The following is a 17,330-nucleotide window of genomic DNA, read 5'->3' on the forward strand; positions in this document are numbered from 1 at the left end:
TCAGCGCAGCAGCGCGGCGATGCGCTCGCGCTGGCCCGGATCGGGCATGCGGCCCAGCGCCGCGCCGAGGTTGTCGGCCATGTTGCGCGGCTTGGAGGTGGCCGGGATCGCCGCGGTCACGGCCGCATGGCTGACGACGAACTTCAGGAACAGCTGGCCCCATGAGCCGCAGTCGATATCGCCGGCCCATGGCGGCAGCGGGCGGTCCTTGACTACACGGAACAGGCGGCCGTCCTGGAACGGCCGGTTGACCAGCACCGCCACGCCGCGCGCCTCGCACAGCGGCAGCAGGGTGCGCTCGGCATTGCGCTCGCCCACGGAGTAGTTGAGCTGGACAAAGTCCACCCGCTCGGCGCGCACGATTTTCTCCAGCGCCTCGTGAGCGTCGTCGCGGTAATGGGTGATGCCCAGGTAGCGGATGCGGCCCTGTTCCTTCAACTGGCGCAGCCAGCGCAGGTTGCCTTGCCAGTCGATCAGGTTGTGTATCTGCAGCAGGTCGACCTGGTCGACGTGCAGGTCGGCCAGCGACCGTTCCCATTGCGCCTGCGCCGGCGCGCCGGATCGGGCCGAGATCTTGGTGGCGAGGAAGACCCGGTTGCGCGCATTGGCCGCCCGCAGCAGATCGCCGGTCACGGCTTCGGCGCTGCCGTAGCTGGGCGCGGTATCGACCACCGAACCTTCGGTCTGCAGCAACAGCCCCATGACCTCCGCCAGCGGCTTGCGTTCGTCGGGGCCGGTGCCGACGTCGAAGGTGTCGGCGGTGCCCATGCCGATCACGGGCAGGGCTTCGGTGGTGCCGGGAATGGTGCGGCGCAGGGGCGCGGCAACGGTGGCGGAATGGGCCGGCGGCGCTGGCCCGATCCCGGTGGCGGCCAGTCCTGCGGCCAGGGCGAGGAATGAGCGACGGTCGATCGACATGGGAGGCGTTTCCCGGCGAGTCACTGACTGGTTGACCTTAGGCGGTGGGCCCGGCCATGTAAACCGTTGCGTGCGCGGCGCATCCCTAGTGCAGGCGAGGGCGATATCCCACGCCGAACCGGACGGACAAGGCGCTCAGGCGCTGGTCCAGCGTCCAGAGGCGGGCACCGGGGGTGATCAGGGTCGAAGCCAGCAAGGTGACATCCACCAGTCCGCAGCCCAGCCCATACAGTTGCTCGCGCTCCACCAGTGCGATGACTTCTCCCAGCGTTGCCTGCCGGGCGGCCTGCAGCAGCCCGATGTCGCCGAGCGTCTGTGCCCGGGGCGACGGGGGCGTGCCGCAGGCCAGTTCGGCCACCACCAGGGGGTGGGTCAGCACCTGGTCCGCCTCCATCAGGCGGATCAGCGCGTCATTGCGCTGCCGGAAATGGCCGACCCATACCGAAGTGTCGACGAGCACGTTCATTTGGCGTCGGGTTCGGGATTGCGGCGCGCTATGTCTTGCATGCCGGGCGCTGCGCCGCCGAGGGCCGCGAGGCGCTTGGCGGCCTGCACCCGAACGAAAGTCTTGATTGCCTCGCGAAACAGGTCTGCTTTGTCCATACCGGGGTCCGCCATCTCCAGGGCTTGTTCATACAGGGCGTCATCGATCGTGACTGTCGTGCGCATCGCGGGCTCCTTGAATCAGGTTTGATGTCAATATGCATCAAAAACGGAATCAGGGCAAGGGCGCGATCGCTTGCGGAGCCGAGCGCCGCCAACACGCATGCAGCATTGGCTGCCGGTACCAGGGCGTCGATGAGAGATGTCGCATTCCGGGCCGGCCATGGCAGGCATGCTGCCGGGGCCGCCGCGGTGCGGCCCCGTGGGCCCCGTTGGCCGTCACACCAGCGTGGCCAGGCCCAGCGTGAGCAGCAGCGCCACCACCGAAATGATGGTTTCGCAGACCGACCAGGTCTTGAAGGTCTGGGCCACGGTCATGTTGAAGTACTCCTTGACCAGCCAGAAGCCACCGTCGTTCACGTGCGACAGGATCAGCGAGCCGGCGCCGGTGGTCAGCACCAGCAGTTCCGGGCGGGTGCCGGGCACGCTGGCGGCAATCGGCGCGACGATGCCCGCGGCGGTGGTCATGGCAACGGTTGCCGAACCGGTGGCGATGCGGATCATCACCGCGACCAGCCAGCCCAGCACCAGCACCGACACATTGGCCCCGGTGGCAACGTCGACGATGGCGGTGGAGATGCCCGAGTCGCGCAGGATGCGGCCGAAGCCGCCGCCGGCACCGACCACCAGCGTGATGATGGCGGTGGGCGCCACGCACTCGTTGGTGAACTTGAGGATGGTCTCGCGATTGAAGCCGCGCGCCTTGCCGAAGGTGTAGAAGCTCACCAGCGCGGCAATCAGCAGCGCCATCACCGAATTGCCGATCAGCTTGAGGAAATCGTTGGCGAAGGTCTTGGGCGTGGTGAACAGGTCGGCCCAGCTGCCGATCAGCATCAGCACCACCGGCAGCAGGATGGTGAACACCGTGATGCCGAAGCCTGGCAGTTCATGCGATTCCTTGACGCGCTCATCCTCTTCGGTGAACTGCTCGGCCAGCGGGTTGACTTCGGGCAGCTTGACGTAGCGGTCCATCAGCCGGGCGAACAGCGGACCCGCCAGCGCCGCGGTCGGGATGCCCACAATCAGCGCGTACATGATGGTCTTGCCGATGTCGGCGCCGTATGCGGTCACGGCCAGCAGCGCGGCCGGGTGCGGCGGGATCAGGCCGTGCACCACCGACAGGCCGGCCACCATCGGAATGCCGACCAGCACCATCGACGTGCCGGTGCGCTTGGCGACGTTGAAGGCGATCGGCACCAGCAGCACGAAGCCCACTTCGAAGAACACCGGCAGGCCGACGATAAACGCGATGGTGGCCATGGCCCAATGCACGTTCTTCGCGCCGAAGAAATCGATCAGCGTGTTGGCGATGCGCTCGGCGCCGCCGGACTCCGCCATCATCTTGCCCAGCATGGTGCCCAGTCCCACCACCAGCGCAATATGGCCAAGGGTGCCGCCGACACCGGCCTCAAAGGACTTGACGATGTCGCTCATCGGCATGCCGACGGCAAAGCCGAGCAGCACCGAAACGACGACCAGGGTAATGAAGGGATTGAGCTTGTAGCGCGCAATCAGCACGACCAGTGCGATCACTGCGATCAGCGCATACACCAAGAGCGTGGTTCCGGTGACGGCACCCATATTGTCTCCTTGCGTGGAAAAAGAGCCGCTTGTGGCGGCAGCAGAGCTTTGGCTTTCTTGTTTCTCTCGCGGTGCGGGAGAGGCGGAGGGGAAGCGGGCACGCGCGGCAAGCGCCCTGGCGGCTCACATTGTGGTGACGCCGGCCCTCTCCCCCGGGCCCCTCTCCCGCGGGCGGGAGAGGGGAGCAAACAGTCAGGAATGGTTAGTCAAGCAAGCAGGCAGGCAGCAGGCTCAGGCTGCCGGCTTCTTGTAGGCGATGCAGTCGACCTCGACCTTGCAATCGACCACCATGCTCGATTGCACGCAGGCGCGCGCGGGCGGGTTGGCGCCGAAGTATTCCTTGAAGATCTTGTTGAACGAGGCGAAGTCGCGCGTGTCGTCCAGCCACACGCCGCAGCGCACGACGTGCTCGGGGCCGTAGCCGGCCTCGGCCAGGATCGCCAGCACGTTCTTGATGGCCTGGTGGGTCTGGGGCACGATGCCGCCGTCGATGACCTCGCCGTTGACCATCGGCACCTGGCCGGAGACGTAGAGCCAGCCATCGGCCGCGACCGCGCGCGCAAAGGGCATGTGCTGGCCGCCGGTACCGGTGCCGCCTTCGACGCCGAATCGTTTGATGTCCATGGGTACTCCTGGAAATGAGTTGGATAGGGGAGGGAGCGGCGGTGCGTGCGGGTCAGTCCGCCCCGCGGGGCAGGAACCGGCCGGCGCGCACGCCGGTGCTCTGGCGCTGCTGCCATGACAGCTCGCCGTTGACCCAGACCGAGGCAATGCCCTCGGCCGGTTGCATCGGATCGGTAAAGCTGGCCGCGTCGCGGATCGTGGCGGCGTCGAACAGCACGAGGTCGGCCCAATAGCCCTCGCGCACGAAGCCGCGCCGGTGCAGGCCGAAGCGTTCGGCCGACATGCCGGTCATCTTGTTGACGGCCACGGTCAGCGGAAACAGCTCGCGGTCGCGCGCGTAGTGGCCGAGCACGCGCGGGAACGCGCCCCACAGGCGCGGATGCGGCAGCGGGTCGTTGGGCAGTCCGTCCGAGCCCACCACCGTGGCCGGGTGGCTCAGGATGCGGTCGACATCGGCGTCTTCCATGCAGTGGTAGACCGCGCCGGCGGGCATCAGCCGGCGCGCGGCTTGGTGCAGGTCCACCTGCCATTCGGCGGCGATGTCGGCGAGCAGCCGGCCGCCCATCTCGGGCGCACCTTCCGACCAGGTCACCATGATGTCGAAGTCGCCGGTGACCTGCTTCAGGTCCAGCGTGGACGAACTGGCGGTGTAGGGATAGCAGTCGCAGCCGACCGGCTGCCAGCGCTGCGCGCCGTCGAGCGCGTCCAGCACTTCGGTGCTGCGGCCCCAGTTGGCCACGCCGGCGCATTTCAGGTGCGAGATCACCACCGGTACGCGCGCATCGCGGCCGATGCGGAAGGCCTCGTCCATGGCCTCGAGGATCTCGGCGAATTCGCTGCGCAAGTGGGTGGCGTAGAGCGCGCCGGCCTTGGCCAGCGGCTCGGCCAGCGCCAGCACTTCCTCGGTCGGCGCGCTGAAGGCGTTGGCGTAGGCGAGGCCGGTCGACAGGCCCAGCGCGCCGTGCCGCAGCGCTTCTTCCAGCTGCGCGCGCATCGCCTCGATTTCCTGCGGCGTGGCGGCGCGGTCGAAGCGGTCCATATGGTTGCTGCGCAGCGCGGTATGGCCGACCAGCGCGGCGACATTGACCGCGGGCTGCGCGGCCTCGACCGCATCGACATAGGCCTTGAAATCCGGATAGCGGAAGGCGTCGGCATGGCCGAGCAGGTTCATCGGGTCGGGCGGATCGCCCGCCAGCGTCACCGGCGCGGCGCTGATGCCGCAGTTGCCGACCACCACCGTGGTCACGCCCTGCGACAGCTTGGGTGTCATCTCCGGCTGGCGCACCACGTTGGTGTCGTCGTGGGTATGCACGTCGATAAAGCCGGGTGCGAGCACCAGGCCATCGCCCTCGACCACGTGCGCGGCCGCATCGGGGTCGATCGCGCCGGGGGCGTCGATGCGGGCAATGCGGCCATCGCGCAAGGCCACGTCGGCCAGGCGCGCGGCCGCACCGGAGCCGTCGATCAGCGTGACGCAGCGGATCAGGGTATCGAACAGGTGTGGCATGGTCAGTCTCCCAGCGGCTGGCGGCTGTCGGGGCCCTTGCCGGGGCCGCTTTCGCCGCGGTGGCTGTCGAGCACGTACTTGAGCCGGCGCAGGCGCTCCTTGCTCTGGTCCGGCTGCAACAGTGCGCACTGCGTCGCCAGCACGTCCAGCACCATCAGCATGGCGTAGCGCGAGGCCGATGGCTTGAAAATGAAATCCGTCTCCAGCGTGCGCACCGGCAGCAGCACCTCGGCGCGTGCCGCCAGCGGCGAGCCCAGCGCGGTCACGGCCACCAGGCGGGCGCCATACTCGCGCGCGATATCGCAGCTGGCCAGCATCTCCGGCACGCGGCCACTGGCCGAAAAGGCCAGCACCACGTCGTCGCGGCCCAGCGTCGCCGCCACCATCTTCTGCAGCAGGGCGTCCTGGTAACTGGCCACCGGCAGCCCCAGTCGCGCCAGCCGGTGGCGCGCTTCATCGGCCATGAACGACGAGCCGCCGCCCATGCCAAAAGCGTAGACCATGCGTGCGCCCAGCAACAGGCGCGCGGCCTGCTCGATACGATCGGTATCGAGCAGGCCGCGGTTGGCTTCCAGCGCGGTGAGGATATCGGCGTGGATGCTGTCGGCGAGCGTGGCGGGCGCGGCTGCAGCGGCGGGAACGTTGCCGGGCTGCAGGAAGCGCGCGCCCACCGCCGCGGCCTGGGCCAGGCGCAGCTTCAGGTCGCGCACGTCGCGGCAACCGATGGCCTTGGCGAAGCGCGTCACGCTGGCTTCGCTGACGCCGGCCTGGCGGGCCAGTTCGTTGATGCTCGCCGCCGCCGCGCCGGCCAGGTCTTCGAGCACCACCTGCGCCACCTTCTGCTCGGCCAGGCGCAGCGCGGGGCCGCGCTCGGCGATGCGGGTCAGGATGTCGAAGGGCGCGGTCATGTCTGGTGGCGGGGGCGAGGTGGCGCAGCGGGTTCGAATCGATATGTGACGAGATCTGCAGCCGGTGCGGGCAGGGGCTATAACAGTGACTGGCGCCTTGTGGTGAGCGCCCTTGCCGGCAGCGCACGGTTGCTGTCGCAGCCTCGTGTGTTACTTTATAACAAGGATGAAATATCTTATTTTCAGGGATATCATTACGTCAATCAGATTTTTTCAGGGTGATGACAGGCATGCGTGAAATAAAGTATCAGGCTGGCGTGATCGATCCGCTCAACAAGGCGCTGGGGCGGATGGAGGCGCCGATTGCCCCGGACGCGGCTGGCCAGACCGGCTGGAACCTGTTGCAGGAAGAACTGAGCCTGCCGGCGGCGGTGCTGTATGAAGACCGTCTTGCGCACAACCTGGAGTGGATGCGCCGCTTCATGAACGAATACGGCGTGCAGCTGGCGCCGCATGGCAAGACCACCATGGCGCCCAAGCTGTTTGCCCGGCAGCTCGGCGCCGGCGCGTGGGGCATCACCCTGGCCACCGCGCACCAGACCGCGGCCGCGCATGCGCACGGCGTCAAGCGCGTGCTGATGGCCAACCAGCTGGTCGGCCGCCGGAATATGGAAATCATCGCAGACCTGCTGCGCGACCCGGGGTTCGAATTCTTCGCGCTGGTGGATTCGGCCGAGCTGGTCGACCAGCTCGGCAAGTTCTTCAAGCAGCGCGGACAGACGCTGCAGGTGCTGCTGGAGCTCGGCGTCGAAGGCGGGCGCACCGGCGTGCGCGACGACGCGCAGCAGCAAGCCGTGCTCGACGCGCTGGCGCGCTGGCCCGAGGCCTTGTCGCTGGCCGGCGTGGAAATCTACGAGGGCGTGCTGAAGGAAGAAGCCGATATCCGCAAGTTCCTGCAGCGCACCGTGGCGGTGACCAAGCAACTGGCCGCGCAGGGGCGCTTTGGCCGCAGCCCGGTGGTGATGTCGGGTGCGGGTTCCGCCTGGTACGATGTGGTGGCCGAGGAGTTCGCGCGCACCGACATTGGTGCGCCGCTCGACATCGTGCTGCGCCCCGGCTGCTACCTGACGCACGATGTGGGCATCTACCGAGCCGCGCAGCAGCGCATCCTGGCGAGCAACCCGGTCGCGCAGAAGCTGCGCGAGGGCTTGCTGCCGGCACTGCAGCTGTGGGCCTATGTCCAGTCGATTCCGGAACCCGACCGCGTCATCATCGGCATGGGCAAGCGCGATGCCGCGTTCGACGCCGGCATGCCGATCCCCGCGCGCCGCTACCGTCCCGGTGAAGAAGCGCCGGTGGACGTGCCCGCGCATTGGGAGGTCACTGGCATGATGGACCAGCACGCCTATCTGCAGATCCGGCCGGGCGACGACATCCGGGTCGGCGACATGATCGCCTTCGATATCTCGCACCCGTGCCTGACCTTCGACAAGTGGCGCCATATCCCGGTGCTCGACCGCGACATGCGCGTGATCGACATCGTGCAAACCTTCTTCTGAGGCAAGCAGCCCCATGAGCATCGACATCCTGGCCTATGGCGAGCCGCTGGTTGAATTCAACCAGCAGCCGGACGATCCGTCGCGCTACCTGCAGGGCTTCGGCGGCGATACCTCCAACTTCTGCATTGCCGCTGCGCGCCAGGGCGCGAGCACCGGCTATATCTGCGCGGTCGGTGCCGATACCTTCGGCGAGCGCCTGCGCGCACTGTGGACGCAGGAACGCGTCGACACGCGGCATGTGCACATCGACGCGGGCGCCCCCACCGGGGTCTACTTTGTCTCGCACGACAGCCACGGCCACCGCTTCGACTACCTGCGCGAAGGCTCCGCTGCCAGCCGCTACCAGCATGAGCAGCTGCCGCTGGGCGCGATCGCGTCGGCGCGCTACCTGCACCTGTCGGGCATCAGTCTCGCCATCAGCACCAGCGCGTGCGATGCCGGCCTGGATGCGATGGAGCACGCGCGCAAGGCCGGCACCAGGGTCACGCTGGACACCAACCTGCGCCTGCGACTGTGGTCGCTGGCGCGCGCGCGCGGCATCATGCGCGAAGCCTTCCGGATGACCGACGTGTGCCTGCCCAGCTGGGACGACATCACCGTGCTGACCGGGCTGGACGACCGCGACGCGATTGCCGACTACCTGCTCGGTTGCGGCATCGGCCTGGTCGCGCTCAAGCTGGGGGAAGAGGGCTCGTACATCGCGACGCCCGAGTCCCGCAGCCTGGTGCCGGCCTATCCGGTCAAGCCGGTCGATGCCACCGGCGCGGGCGACTGCTTCGGTGGCAGCTTCGTCGCGCGGCTGGCGGCGGGCGCCGATCCGTTCGAGGCCGCGCGCTATGCCAATGTGGCGGCAGCGCTGTCCACCACCGGCTATGGCGCGGTGGCGCCGATTCCCGATGCGCAGACCGTGCTGGCGCGACTGGCGCAGTCGGTATCGGTGATCGCCTGAGCCGCTGCCCCAACCCGATGCTTTCCTGAACCCACATACCGCGAGATCCCCATGTCAAACCAGACTTCCCCGCTGCTTCAACGCCTTGCCGATGTGCCGGTGATCCCGGTGCTGGAATTCCACTCGGTCGACGAGGCCCTGCATGTCAGCGAGGCGCTGGTGACGGGGGGCTTGCCGCTGCTGGAGATCACGCTGCGCACCCCGGTGGCGCTGGAAGCGATCCGTGCCGTCGCGGCGGCGCTGCCACAAGCGTGCGTGGGCGCGGGCACGGTGCTGAACGTGGAGCAACTGCACGCGGTGCGCGACGCGGGCGCCCAGTTTGCTGTTTCGCCCGGCCTGACGCCGACCCTGGCCGCGGGCGCGCAAGACGCGGGCATTTCGCTGCTGCCGGGCGTGGCCACGGCCAGCGAGGCCATGGCGGCGCTGGAAGCCGGCTTCACGTTCCTCAAGTTCTTCCCGGCGCAGGCCGCGGGCGGGGTGCCGATGCTGAAGTCGCTGGGCGGGCCGCTGCCGCAGCTGCGTTTCTGCCCGACCGGCGGCATCGATGCCGCGCTGGCGCCGTCGTACCTGGCGCTGCCCAATGTGGTGTGCGTGGGCGGTTCGTGGGTGGTCCCCAAGGATGCCGTCGCCGGTGCTGACTGGGGCCGCATCCGCGCGCTGGCGGAACAGGCCAGGGCCCTGCGCGCCAGGTCCTGAGCCGGCGCGGCAGCCCGCGACCGACAAAGCAAAACGGCACGCCATCGGGCGTGCCGTTTTGCTGTCGATGCAGCCCTGGCCGGCTTATTTGTGTCGGTCTGCCGAGCTTTCGAGCTTCTGGCCGCCGCGCTGAATGTCCTGGCCGAGCCCCGCCATCGTGTTGCAACCGGCCAACAGAGTGGCAAACAAAACGCACCAGATCCAACCTTTCTTCACGCCGGGCTCCTTTTTTGAAGGTTCTGAATCGAGAGATTCATCGAGTTAGGGATTGCCGCAGATTTTACCGCCGCTGTGCGCGGCTTTGATAGCTGGTATGTGGCAATTTGTAAATCGTGCAACCATTGGCGCAGCCGCGCCGCGCGGGGTGGGCGTCAGGCCGGCGGCGCCAGCAAGGCCCGGGCGCGTTGCTCGATCGCCGCATGGGTCTGCAGCAGCCAGACCGCGGGAAACGGCTGCGCCAGCAGGTAGCCCTGCACGCTGTGGCAGCCCCAGGCACGCACCGCGTCCAGCTGCTGGCGCGTCTCGATGCCCTTGGCGCAGACCGACGCGCCGGCGCGCCGCGCCGCGCGGCAGGCTTCGCGCAGGCTGTCGGCACCGCAGCGGGCCTCGCGCGCATGGCCCAGGCCGCGCGCATCCAGCGTGACGGCGTCCGGATGCAGCGCCGCCAGCGCCTCGCGGCAAGCCGGGCTGTCGTCGAAATCGCCCAGCGCCAGCTGCAGCCCGCGCCGGCGCAGGGCGGCGAAGCGGTCGATCAGTTCGGCGTCGGTCGGCACCGTGCTGGCCGGCAATTCGATGCACAAGCGCGCTGGCGCGATGCCGCCCGCATCGAGCGCCTGCGCCAGCGCTTCCACCATTTGCGGGCGATGCAGTTGCGCGCTGGAGGCCAGTAGCGTGAACTGCAGCGGGGCGATGGTCTCGGCGGCACGGACCAGCGGCAGCACGCTTTCCAGCAGCCAGTTGCCGATGCGGCCGACCAGCCCCAGTGCTTCGACGCCGGGCAGGAAATCCTGCGGCGCCACGCGCCCGAGCACCGGGTGCTGCCAGCGCAGCCGCACCGTGTAGCCGCTGACGGCGGCGCCGGCCAGGTCGGCACGCGCCTGCAGCTGCAGGCTCAGTTCGCCCCGCTGGAGTGCGTCGGGCAGCGCCGCCAGCAACGGGGCCGTGGGCGGGGACAGCGGCTTGTCGGCGCGCGCGAGGCCGGCGCCGCCCTGGCGGTTGACCCGCAGCATGGCGTCGAAGGCCTGCTGCAGGCTGCGCTCGGCTGGAATGTCGGCATGGTCGTTGGCCACGCCAATGCTGCACGACAGATGCAGCTCGAAGCCGTCCAGTGCAAAAGGCCGGGACAGGTCGTCGGCCACGCGGCTGGCCACCTGGCCGGGATCGGGCCCGCCCGCGGGCAGCGGGGTAATGACCACCAGGTCCGCCGCGGCCATCCAGTGCATGAACGCGCCCGGCGGCAGCAGGCAGGCGAGGCGCGCCTGCACGATGCCGCGCAGCGTGGCGCAGCGGCCAGTCCCGAGGGTTTCACCGGCGCTGGCAAAGCGGTCCAGGCGGATCGCCAGGATCGTCGCCGGCGGACCGGCCTGGGCGCGGCGCGCGGTCAGCGCGCGTACCAGCGCGGACGGTTGCATCGCGCCGCTGCCGCCGCTGGCAGCGCTGTCGACGAGATCGTCGGCATCAGGATCCATGCATGATCTTGCGGGCCGCCGGACAATGGCTTGCGGCGCACGCGTCTCCCCGTGTCTGAAATGGTTCTTCGGCAGGCCGCCGGCACGCTGCGGTCGCAGTCGTTGCCGCGGTGCAGCCATGCGTGCCGCGGCCGCCTGCGGGCCGCGAAGCCCGATCATAAGCGAAGGGAAGGAGGTGGGGCGTTGCGGATTGCGCCAAAGTGATTCGGTCGCAACTTCGTTTGACTGCGATCACTACGGCGCCATCCAGGTGGCGCGGGCCTCCGGTACTCAGCCGGTGGTGTCTTCCTCGGGCCCGTCCTGCGGCGGCAGGCGCTCGGCCAGCACCTTGTCGATGCGCTTGCCGTCCATGTCGACGATCTCGAAGCGCCAGTCTCCCCATTGCACCGTGTCGGCAATCTGGGGCAGGCGCCCCAGCAGCAACAGCAGCATGCCGGAGAGCGTGTGGTAGCGCTCCTTTTCTTCCTCGGGCACCTGGCGCAGGCCGATGCGGTCTTTCAGTTCCGGGATCGGGATCAGCCCATCGAGCAGCCACGAGCCGTCGTCGCGCTGGACCGCCCATTGCTCGCCGGCCGCCTCGGCCTTGAATTCGCCGGTGATGGCCTCGATCAGGTCCTGCAGCGTCACCAGGCCCAGCACCTCGCCGTACTCGTCGATGACAAAGGCGATCTGCCCGCCCGAGGCGCGGAAGTTCTCCAGCAGTTCCATGCCGGTCACGCTTTCCGGCACGAATACGGCGGGCTGCACCGCGGCCTCCAGGTCGGCTTCCTCGCCGCGCAGCCGGCGCGCCAGCAACTGGCGCGCGCTGACCACGCCGATGATGTCGTGCATGCCGCCACGCACCACCGGGAAGCGCGAGTGGTCGGACTCTTCGATGCGGCGCAGGTTCTCGTCCATCGTGGCGTCAACGTCGAGGTAGACCACGTCGCCGCGCGGCACCATCAGCGACGCCAGCTGGCGGTCATCGAGCCGGAACACGTTGCGCACCATGGTGTGTTCGTGCTGCTCGATCACGCCGGCCTCGGAGCCTTCCACCAGCAGTGCATGGATTTCTTCCTCGGTCACGCCGGGGCCGCGGTCGACCTGGGTGCCGAGCAGCCGCAGCACCAGCCGCGTGGAGCTCGACAGGAGCTTGACGAAGGGGGTCGAGGCCACCGCCAGCCAGCCGATCGGGCGCGCCACCAGGCGCGCGATCGCCTCGGGCGCCATCTGGCCCAGGCGCTTGGGCACCAGTTCGCCCAGCACGATGGAAAAATAGGTCAGGCCGGCTACTACGATCGCGGTGGCCACATAGCCGGCGGTGGTTTCCGAGATGCCGAAGCCCTGCAGCCACAGGCCCAGCGGCTGCGCCAGCGTCGATTCGCCGACCACGCCGTTGAGCACGCCGATCGAGGTGATGCCGATCTGCACGGTCGAGAGGAAGCGGGTGGGGTCCTCGCCCAGCTTGGCCGCGGCAATGGCGCCGCGGTCGCCGTTCTCGATCTGGCGTTGCAGGCGTGCCTTGCGGGCGGTCACGAGTGCAATCTCGGACATCGCAAACAGGCCGTTCAGCAGGATCAGCGCCAGTAATATGGCAATTTCCATCAGGGTGCGCGCCCTCTGCGCGCCGGGTGTCTGAAAAGATCAAGCATACCATCCGCCTGTTACACAACATCGCCACTGTGATGCGCCCGCCGCAAGCGGCGGCGCTTTCCGGTCCCCGGCTACGTCAATCGATGGCGGCGATTACCTGTCAGGTATTCGCGGCGAAGCCGCCGCCATGCTGTAATAACGCGCATGGAAACGCTGACGCCTGCCTCCGAGGCCACGCTCGACTTCCCCGGACTGTTGCGTTACTGGCGCGGCAAGCGCGGCTACAGCCAGCTGGCGCTGTCGCTGGCGGCCGGGGTGTCGCAGCGCCACATCTCCTTCCTCGAGTCCGGGCGGGCCCGCCCCAGCCGCGAGATGGTGCTGGCGCTGGCCGAGCGCCTGGGCGTGCCGCTGCGCCAGCGCAACCGGCTGCTGCTGGCGAGCGGCTTTGCCCCCGCCTACAGCGAACATGCGTTGACCGCGCCGCCGTTGCAGATGGTGCAGCAGGCAATCGCACTGATCCTGGCCAAGCAGGAGCCGTACCCGGCCGTGGTGCTGGACCGCTTCTGGAACCTGGTCGACGCCAACGTCGCCTACCGCCGCATGTTCGATACGCTGCTGGGCGGCCGCCCGCCGGCATCGCTTGCCGATGATCCGCACCGGATCAATCTGATGCTGACTGTGTTCGATCCCGACGGCCTGTGGCCGGTCATCGAGAACGCGCGCCAGGTCGGCCGTTACCTGTTGCGGCGCGTCTGGCAGGAGCTGCAGGTACAGGCGCACGACCAGACCGCGCGCACGCTGTTCGCCCGCATCGCCGACTGGCATCCGGACATGGTCGGCCCCGGCGGCGTGCTGCTGCCCGAGGATGACGGCAGCGACGGCCCGCCGCCGCCGCTGTTGCCGGTGGTGCTGCATGCGGGCGCGTTCCGCGCGTCGTTGTTCTCGACGCTGACCACGCTTGGCATTCCGCAGGACGTCACGCTGCAGGAACTGCGCATCGAATGCTTCTTCCCGGCCGACGACGCCACGCGTGTCCTGTTTGAAACGCAGGGCGGGGCGCACGACGCTCCCGTCAGAAGCGGTAGCGCAGGTAGATGACGTGGAAGGTGGTGCCAGGGTTGGGCTCCTTGATGCCGCCATTGGACAGATGCTGGATGCGGTAGCCCGCGGCCAGGTTGCGGTCCTTGCCGAGCATCACGCCAAGGCCGGCGTATTCCGAGAACTGGAACGCGGTGGAGATCACGTGATCGTCGGAGGTGCGCGTGCCGCTCAGCAGCCGCGCGCCCACCGACAGCTCCAGGAACGGCACCCAGGTGTGGCGCCACCATGCGATCCGCACCACCGGCGACGCGCCGAACTCCCACAGATCGTTGGGATTGTTGTTGCTGTCGCTGAGCCAGCGGGCAACGTTGAGCTCCCATTGCAGATCCACCTGCCAGCCCTGCGGGTTGCCCCACGCCAGGCCCGAATCCCACAGCATGGCGACCTCCGCCTTTTGCAGGTGATGGCTGTCGTCGAAGCCGTAGCCCAGCTGGACCGCGGGCGCCGCGCGCGCGGCTGTGCTCAGGCACCCGGCCAGCGCAAGCAGCGCCGCCAGGGCGGCGCGGCGCGGCCGTCGCCACCGCCGCGCGGAGAAGGTCGGAAGGAGGGGGATGCAACTCGCATGGCTGTCTGGTCTGGCTTCTTGGTCTGGTCGGCGCATGGGAAGCATGCAGAAACGATGCTGCGTTGTGGTCAGGCAAGCCAAGGGGAAACCGGCGCTTGCAGCTCCCAGGCGCTGCCTCCTTACCCTATTTGTAGTACACGGGAAGGTACGTTGCCGAGGCTGAAGGTGGCTGGAACCTCGGCGTTGTCCGCAGGATATGAGCGCGGCGCGCGACCCGCAGCGACACAGGACAACCGTGCTAACATGCGCGGGCCGGTGCCGGCCGCTTGGCCGGCCCGGTTACGTTACGTCTTCAGGGCGGGGTGGAAGTCCCCACCGGCGGTATGCCGCGACGCGCAGCGCGTGTCCGGCGAGCCCGCGAGCGCTCGCATTCCCGTGCGAGGTCAGCAGACCTGGTGAGAGGCCAGGGCCGACGGTCATAGTCCGGATGAAAGAAGATGGACGGAGCTTGCCCGCGTGGCCTGGCACTTGCCTGGCCACGTGGTTTGCCGAGCCTTGCGCGCGCAGGGCGCGGCGGTTCGTGCGCGTGCCTGCGGTATGGCGTGCGGGCCTTGCATCCGTTGATCCTTCCCCTGGAACGCCCATTGATGCTGAACCCGGAGCGTTTCATGTCTAGCTTTTCCACCGAAGCCATTGCCCCCGCGGCGTCCGCGGATACCAACGCCAAGGCCACTGTCGATACGATGGCAGGCGCCGACCCGCGCCCGCTGAAGTTGCGCATCGAACAGGCCCTCGAGGCCATGCGCGAGGGCCGGCCCGTAGTGCTGCTCGATGACGACGACCGCGAGAACGAGGCCGACCTGATCCTTGCCGCCGAGCGCCTGACCCAGGCCAACATGGCCATGATGATCCGCGAATGCAGCGGCATCGTGTGCCTGTGCCTGCCGACTGACAAGGTGCGCAGCCTGGGCCTGCGGCCGATGGTCGAGCACAACCGCAGCCAGTACGGCACCGCCTTCACCGTGTCGATCGAGGCCCGCGAGGGCGTCAGCACGGGGGTCAGCGCGGCCGACCGGATCACTACCATCCGCGCGGCGATTGCCGACGGCGCGGGCATCGATGCGGTGGTCAGCCCCGGGCATGTGTTCCCGCTGGTGGCGCGCGACGGCGGCGTGCTCGAGCGCCGCGGCCATACCGAAGGTTCGGTCGACCTGGCGCGCATGGCGGGGCTGTTGCCCGCCGCGGTGCTGTGCGAGCTGATGAATCCGGATGGCACCATGGCGCGGCGCGCGCAAGCGCTGGCCTTTGCCGAGATGTACCGCTTGCCGGTGCTGACCATCGAGGACCTCGTCGCCTGGCGACGCCTGCACGGCTGAAGGCCGCCTGGATGCATGGATCGGGGCGCGCGCGCGCGCCGCAATGCATGCATCCTGTGCGACAATGCGGATCGCTTTTTCCCGTCTACATGAGGGTAATTCCATGATGTTCCGCATGTTTCGGCACGCGGCCGCGCTGGCTGGCTGCGTGTTCGGGCTGGCCCTGCCGCAGGCACACGCCGATGACGGCGTTGCGCTGCCCGCCGAGGCGGCACCGGCTTCTGCTGCCCGTCCTGCCGCTGCCGCCGGCCTCTACGAGTGCCAGGCCCCCGGCACCGGTACCGTGTTTCGCTCGACGCCCAGGGAAGGTTGCCGCCTGGTGGCCGCGCCCGATCCCGGCGCCCCTGATCCGCAGCGCTGGCTGCCGCTGATGGGCGCCAACGGCGTGATTTCCTATTTCGATCAGTCGGCCGTGCGCCGGCAGGGCACGCAGGTTGGCGTGGTGGTGATGCGCAACTCGCCGTCGGGAGTGATCCGCACCGCCAGCGGCGAACCGATCCGTTCCTCGCTCAAGCGCATGGTGCTGAATTGCGCCACGTCGATGTTTGCCGTGGTCGAGCAGACCCTCTACAGCAAGCGCTTTGCGCGTGGCGAATCGCTCTACACCATCCGCGCGCCGCAATCCGGTACCTTCCAGGTGGCCGGCCCCGGCACCATCGCCGGGGAACTGCTGCGCAAGCTGTGCCGCTAAGCCCGCCGCGCGGCACGGCGTGCTGCAGGCCGGCTTATTCGCCCACGTGGCGCGACTTCCATTGCCCGTTGGACTGCTTGCAGAACCAGCCGCTCCAATGCTCTTCGGCACTGCCGCGCTTGAGGTCTGACTTCAGGCGCCGGCACGGCTGGCCCTTGTCGGTCTTGCTCTCGACCGGGGTGATGGTGCCGTCGATCTGCTGGCGCCGTCCCGCGGCCGGAAAGGTCCATGCCACCGACTGGCCATCGGCCGTATCGTTCAGCGCGGTACGCACCGACTTGGCCAGCGACGCGCCTTCCTTGTCGTTGAGCGTGCCGATGATGGTGCCGCTCAGGTAGTTGTCGAAGTACGCATGCGCCGGCGCGGCGCAGAGCAGCACCGCGCCCAGCGCGCCTGCGAGTGCGGCGCGCAGGGCGGGGCGGGCGACGCTGCCAGAGGGTGAAGTGTGCCGAGTCAGCATGACGGTTCCTTGTAGCTACATGGTGGCGTTGGAGTGGCATTGTAAGCGCAATGCGCGGCGGTGGCGGCGCTTGCCAATGCGCCTCGCCAGTTGCGTCCACCGGGCTGCGGTTGACACCTGCGTGGCCCTGACCTAGCGTTGATTTCTGCCCCTCGCGCCGTCGGCCCCAGGGGCGCCCAATCCTGCGAAAGGAGATCTCATGACGCTGCGCTATCTCACAATCGGCCTGGCCGTCGCCTGCGCCTTCGGCACGGTGCACGCCCAGACCGCGGGCAAGGCCGACCAATTCAGTCCGTACACCGACGGCGCCAAGCAGGACAAGTTCAATCCCTACACCGATGGGGCGAAACAGGACAAGTTCAGCCCGTACACCGATGGCGCAAAAAGCGACAACGTGACCGCACTGAACCCGGGCGCCAGGCCCGATCAGATGGAGCCGGTCCAGGGCGGCGCGCAGAAGTCGTTCGACTCGTTCAGCCAGGGCGGCATGAACAGCGGCAAGTTTGACCCCTATTCCGAAGGCGCCAAGAGCGGCAAGTTCGATCCCTACAGCGAAGGCGCCAAAAAGTAACCGTCTATTAAACGGGCCGGA

General features: G+C 68.3%; 19 protein-coding genes and 1 riboswitch. Of the genes, 7 read left to right on the top strand and 12 right to left on the bottom strand.

From position 1 onward, the window contains the following. From CBM2586_RS22680 to CBM2586_RS22710, 7 genes are all read right to left on the bottom strand, one after another. Positions 1–918, bottom strand: coding sequence for an aldo/keto reductase (locus tag CBM2586_RS22680; RefSeq protein ID WP_115689935.1), 918 nt, complete (start codon positions 916–918; stop codon positions 1–3). 85 nt (positions 919–1,003) lie between these two features. Next, a complete protein-coding gene (locus tag CBM2586_RS22685; RefSeq protein WP_115664618.1) occupies positions 1,004–1,384 on the bottom strand; it encodes a type II toxin-antitoxin system VapC family toxin in 381 nt (126 codons plus the stop codon). After that, positions 1,381–1,587: a type II toxin-antitoxin system VapB family antitoxin gene (locus CBM2586_RS22690; protein WP_115664615.1), complete on the bottom strand. Its 207-nt coding sequence runs from the start codon at positions 1,585–1,587 to the stop codon at positions 1,381–1,383. The genes CBM2586_RS22685 and CBM2586_RS22690 overlap by 4 nt, the downstream gene beginning before the upstream one ends. A gap of 213 nt (positions 1,588–1,800) precedes the next feature. Further along, positions 1,801–3,162, bottom strand: a complete 1,362-nt coding sequence (locus CBM2586_RS22695; protein ID WP_115664613.1) for a GntP family permease — start codon at positions 3,160–3,162, stop codon at positions 1,801–1,803. A gap of 231 nt (positions 3,163–3,393) precedes the next feature. Then, entirely contained in the window at positions 3,394–3,786 is a 393-nt protein-coding gene (locus CBM2586_RS22700) for a RidA family protein (RefSeq protein ID WP_012355941.1), read from the bottom strand. Between the two features lie 52 nt (positions 3,787–3,838). Beyond that, positions 3,839–5,293 (bottom strand): N-acyl-D-amino-acid deacylase family protein, encoded by a 1,455-nt coding sequence (locus CBM2586_RS22705; protein WP_115689937.1) that lies wholly within the window; start codon positions 5,291–5,293, stop codon positions 3,839–3,841. Positions 5,294–5,295: 2 nt separating this feature from the next. After that, a complete protein-coding gene (locus CBM2586_RS22710) occupies positions 5,296–6,201 on the bottom strand; it encodes a MurR/RpiR family transcriptional regulator (protein WP_115689939.1) in 906 nt (301 codons plus the stop codon). Between the two features lie 230 nt (positions 6,202–6,431). On the opposite strand from CBM2586_RS22710, the gene CBM2586_RS22715 reads away from it, so the two are divergent. From CBM2586_RS22715 to CBM2586_RS22725, 3 genes are read left to right on the top strand one after another with little or no spacing between them, the layout of a single operon-like run. Continuing rightward, on the top strand, positions 6,432–7,700 hold the full coding sequence (locus tag CBM2586_RS22715; RefSeq protein WP_115664605.1) for an amino acid deaminase: 1,269 nt from the start codon (positions 6,432–6,434) through the stop codon (positions 7,698–7,700). 13 nt (positions 7,701–7,713) lie between these two features. Next, a complete protein-coding gene (locus CBM2586_RS22720; RefSeq protein WP_115689941.1) occupies positions 7,714–8,649 on the top strand; it encodes a sugar kinase in 936 nt (311 codons plus the stop codon). Positions 8,650–8,700: 51 nt separating this feature from the next. Then, the gene (locus CBM2586_RS22725) at positions 8,701–9,345 is read left to right on the top strand and encodes a bifunctional 4-hydroxy-2-oxoglutarate aldolase/2-dehydro-3-deoxy-phosphogluconate aldolase (protein WP_115689943.1); all 645 of its coding nucleotides are present in this window, start codon (positions 8,701–8,703) and stop codon (positions 9,343–9,345) included. 84 nt (positions 9,346–9,429) lie between these two features. On the opposite strand, the gene CBM2586_RS22730 is transcribed toward CBM2586_RS22725, so the two are convergent. The 3 genes from CBM2586_RS22730 to CBM2586_RS22740 form a co-directional block, all read right to left on the bottom strand. Then, positions 9,430–9,561 carry an entericidin A/B family lipoprotein gene (locus tag CBM2586_RS22730; protein WP_010814145.1) on the bottom strand — a complete coding sequence of 44 codons (132 nt, stop codon included), beginning with the start codon at positions 9,559–9,561 and terminating at the stop codon, positions 9,430–9,432. Between the two features lie 155 nt (positions 9,562–9,716). Further along, positions 9,717–11,033 (bottom strand): GGDEF domain-containing protein, encoded by a 1,317-nt coding sequence (locus CBM2586_RS22735; RefSeq protein WP_115664596.1) that lies wholly within the window; start codon positions 11,031–11,033, stop codon positions 9,717–9,719. Between the two features lie 270 nt (positions 11,034–11,303). Beyond that, positions 11,304–12,617, bottom strand: a complete 1,314-nt coding sequence (locus CBM2586_RS22740; protein ID WP_115664594.1) for a hemolysin family protein — start codon at positions 12,615–12,617, stop codon at positions 11,304–11,306. Positions 12,618–12,809: 192 nt separating this feature from the next. On the opposite strand from CBM2586_RS22740, the gene CBM2586_RS22745 reads away from it, so the two are divergent. Further along, entirely contained in the window at positions 12,810–13,703 is an 894-nt protein-coding gene (locus CBM2586_RS22745; RefSeq protein ID WP_115664592.1) for a helix-turn-helix domain-containing protein, read from the top strand. On the opposite strand, the gene CBM2586_RS22750 is transcribed toward CBM2586_RS22745, so the two are convergent. Next, positions 13,678–14,307, bottom strand: coding sequence for an acyloxyacyl hydrolase (locus CBM2586_RS22750; protein WP_220376932.1), 630 nt, complete (start codon positions 14,305–14,307; stop codon positions 13,678–13,680). The genes CBM2586_RS22745 and CBM2586_RS22750 overlap by 26 nt on opposite strands. 248 nt (positions 14,308–14,555) lie before the next feature. After that, positions 14,556–14,714: riboswitch (FMN riboswitch) on the top strand. Positions 14,715–14,954: 240 nt separating this feature from the next. Here CBM2586_RS22750 and ribB point away from each other — a divergent pair. Together ribB and CBM2586_RS22760 are read left to right on the top strand one after the other, a co-directional pair. Continuing rightward, a complete protein-coding gene (gene ribB, locus CBM2586_RS22755; RefSeq protein WP_231942717.1) occupies positions 14,955–15,587 on the top strand; it encodes a 3,4-dihydroxy-2-butanone-4-phosphate synthase in 633 nt (210 codons plus the stop codon). A gap of 103 nt (positions 15,588–15,690) precedes the next feature. Beyond that, positions 15,691–16,278, top strand: coding sequence for a surface-adhesin E family protein (locus tag CBM2586_RS22760; RefSeq protein WP_115664587.1), 588 nt, complete (start codon positions 15,691–15,693; stop codon positions 16,276–16,278). Positions 16,279–16,312: 34 nt separating this feature from the next. Here the strand turns inward: CBM2586_RS22760 and CBM2586_RS22765 are convergent, their stop codons facing one another. Further along, positions 16,313–16,738 (bottom strand): RT0821/Lpp0805 family surface protein, encoded by a 426-nt coding sequence (locus CBM2586_RS22765; RefSeq protein WP_115689945.1) that lies wholly within the window; start codon positions 16,736–16,738, stop codon positions 16,313–16,315. 199 nt (positions 16,739–16,937) lie between these two features. Between CBM2586_RS22765 and CBM2586_RS22770 the strand changes: the two genes are divergently transcribed. Continuing rightward, on the top strand, positions 16,938–17,309 hold the full coding sequence (locus tag CBM2586_RS22770; RefSeq protein ID WP_115664582.1) for a hypothetical protein: 372 nt from the start codon (positions 16,938–16,940) through the stop codon (positions 17,307–17,309). The last annotated feature ends 21 nt before the right edge of the window (positions 17,310–17,330 follow it).

This window comes from Cupriavidus taiwanensis, from assembly GCF_900250115.1.
GTDB lineage: Bacteria > Pseudomonadota > Gammaproteobacteria > Burkholderiales > Burkholderiaceae > Cupriavidus > Cupriavidus taiwanensis_B.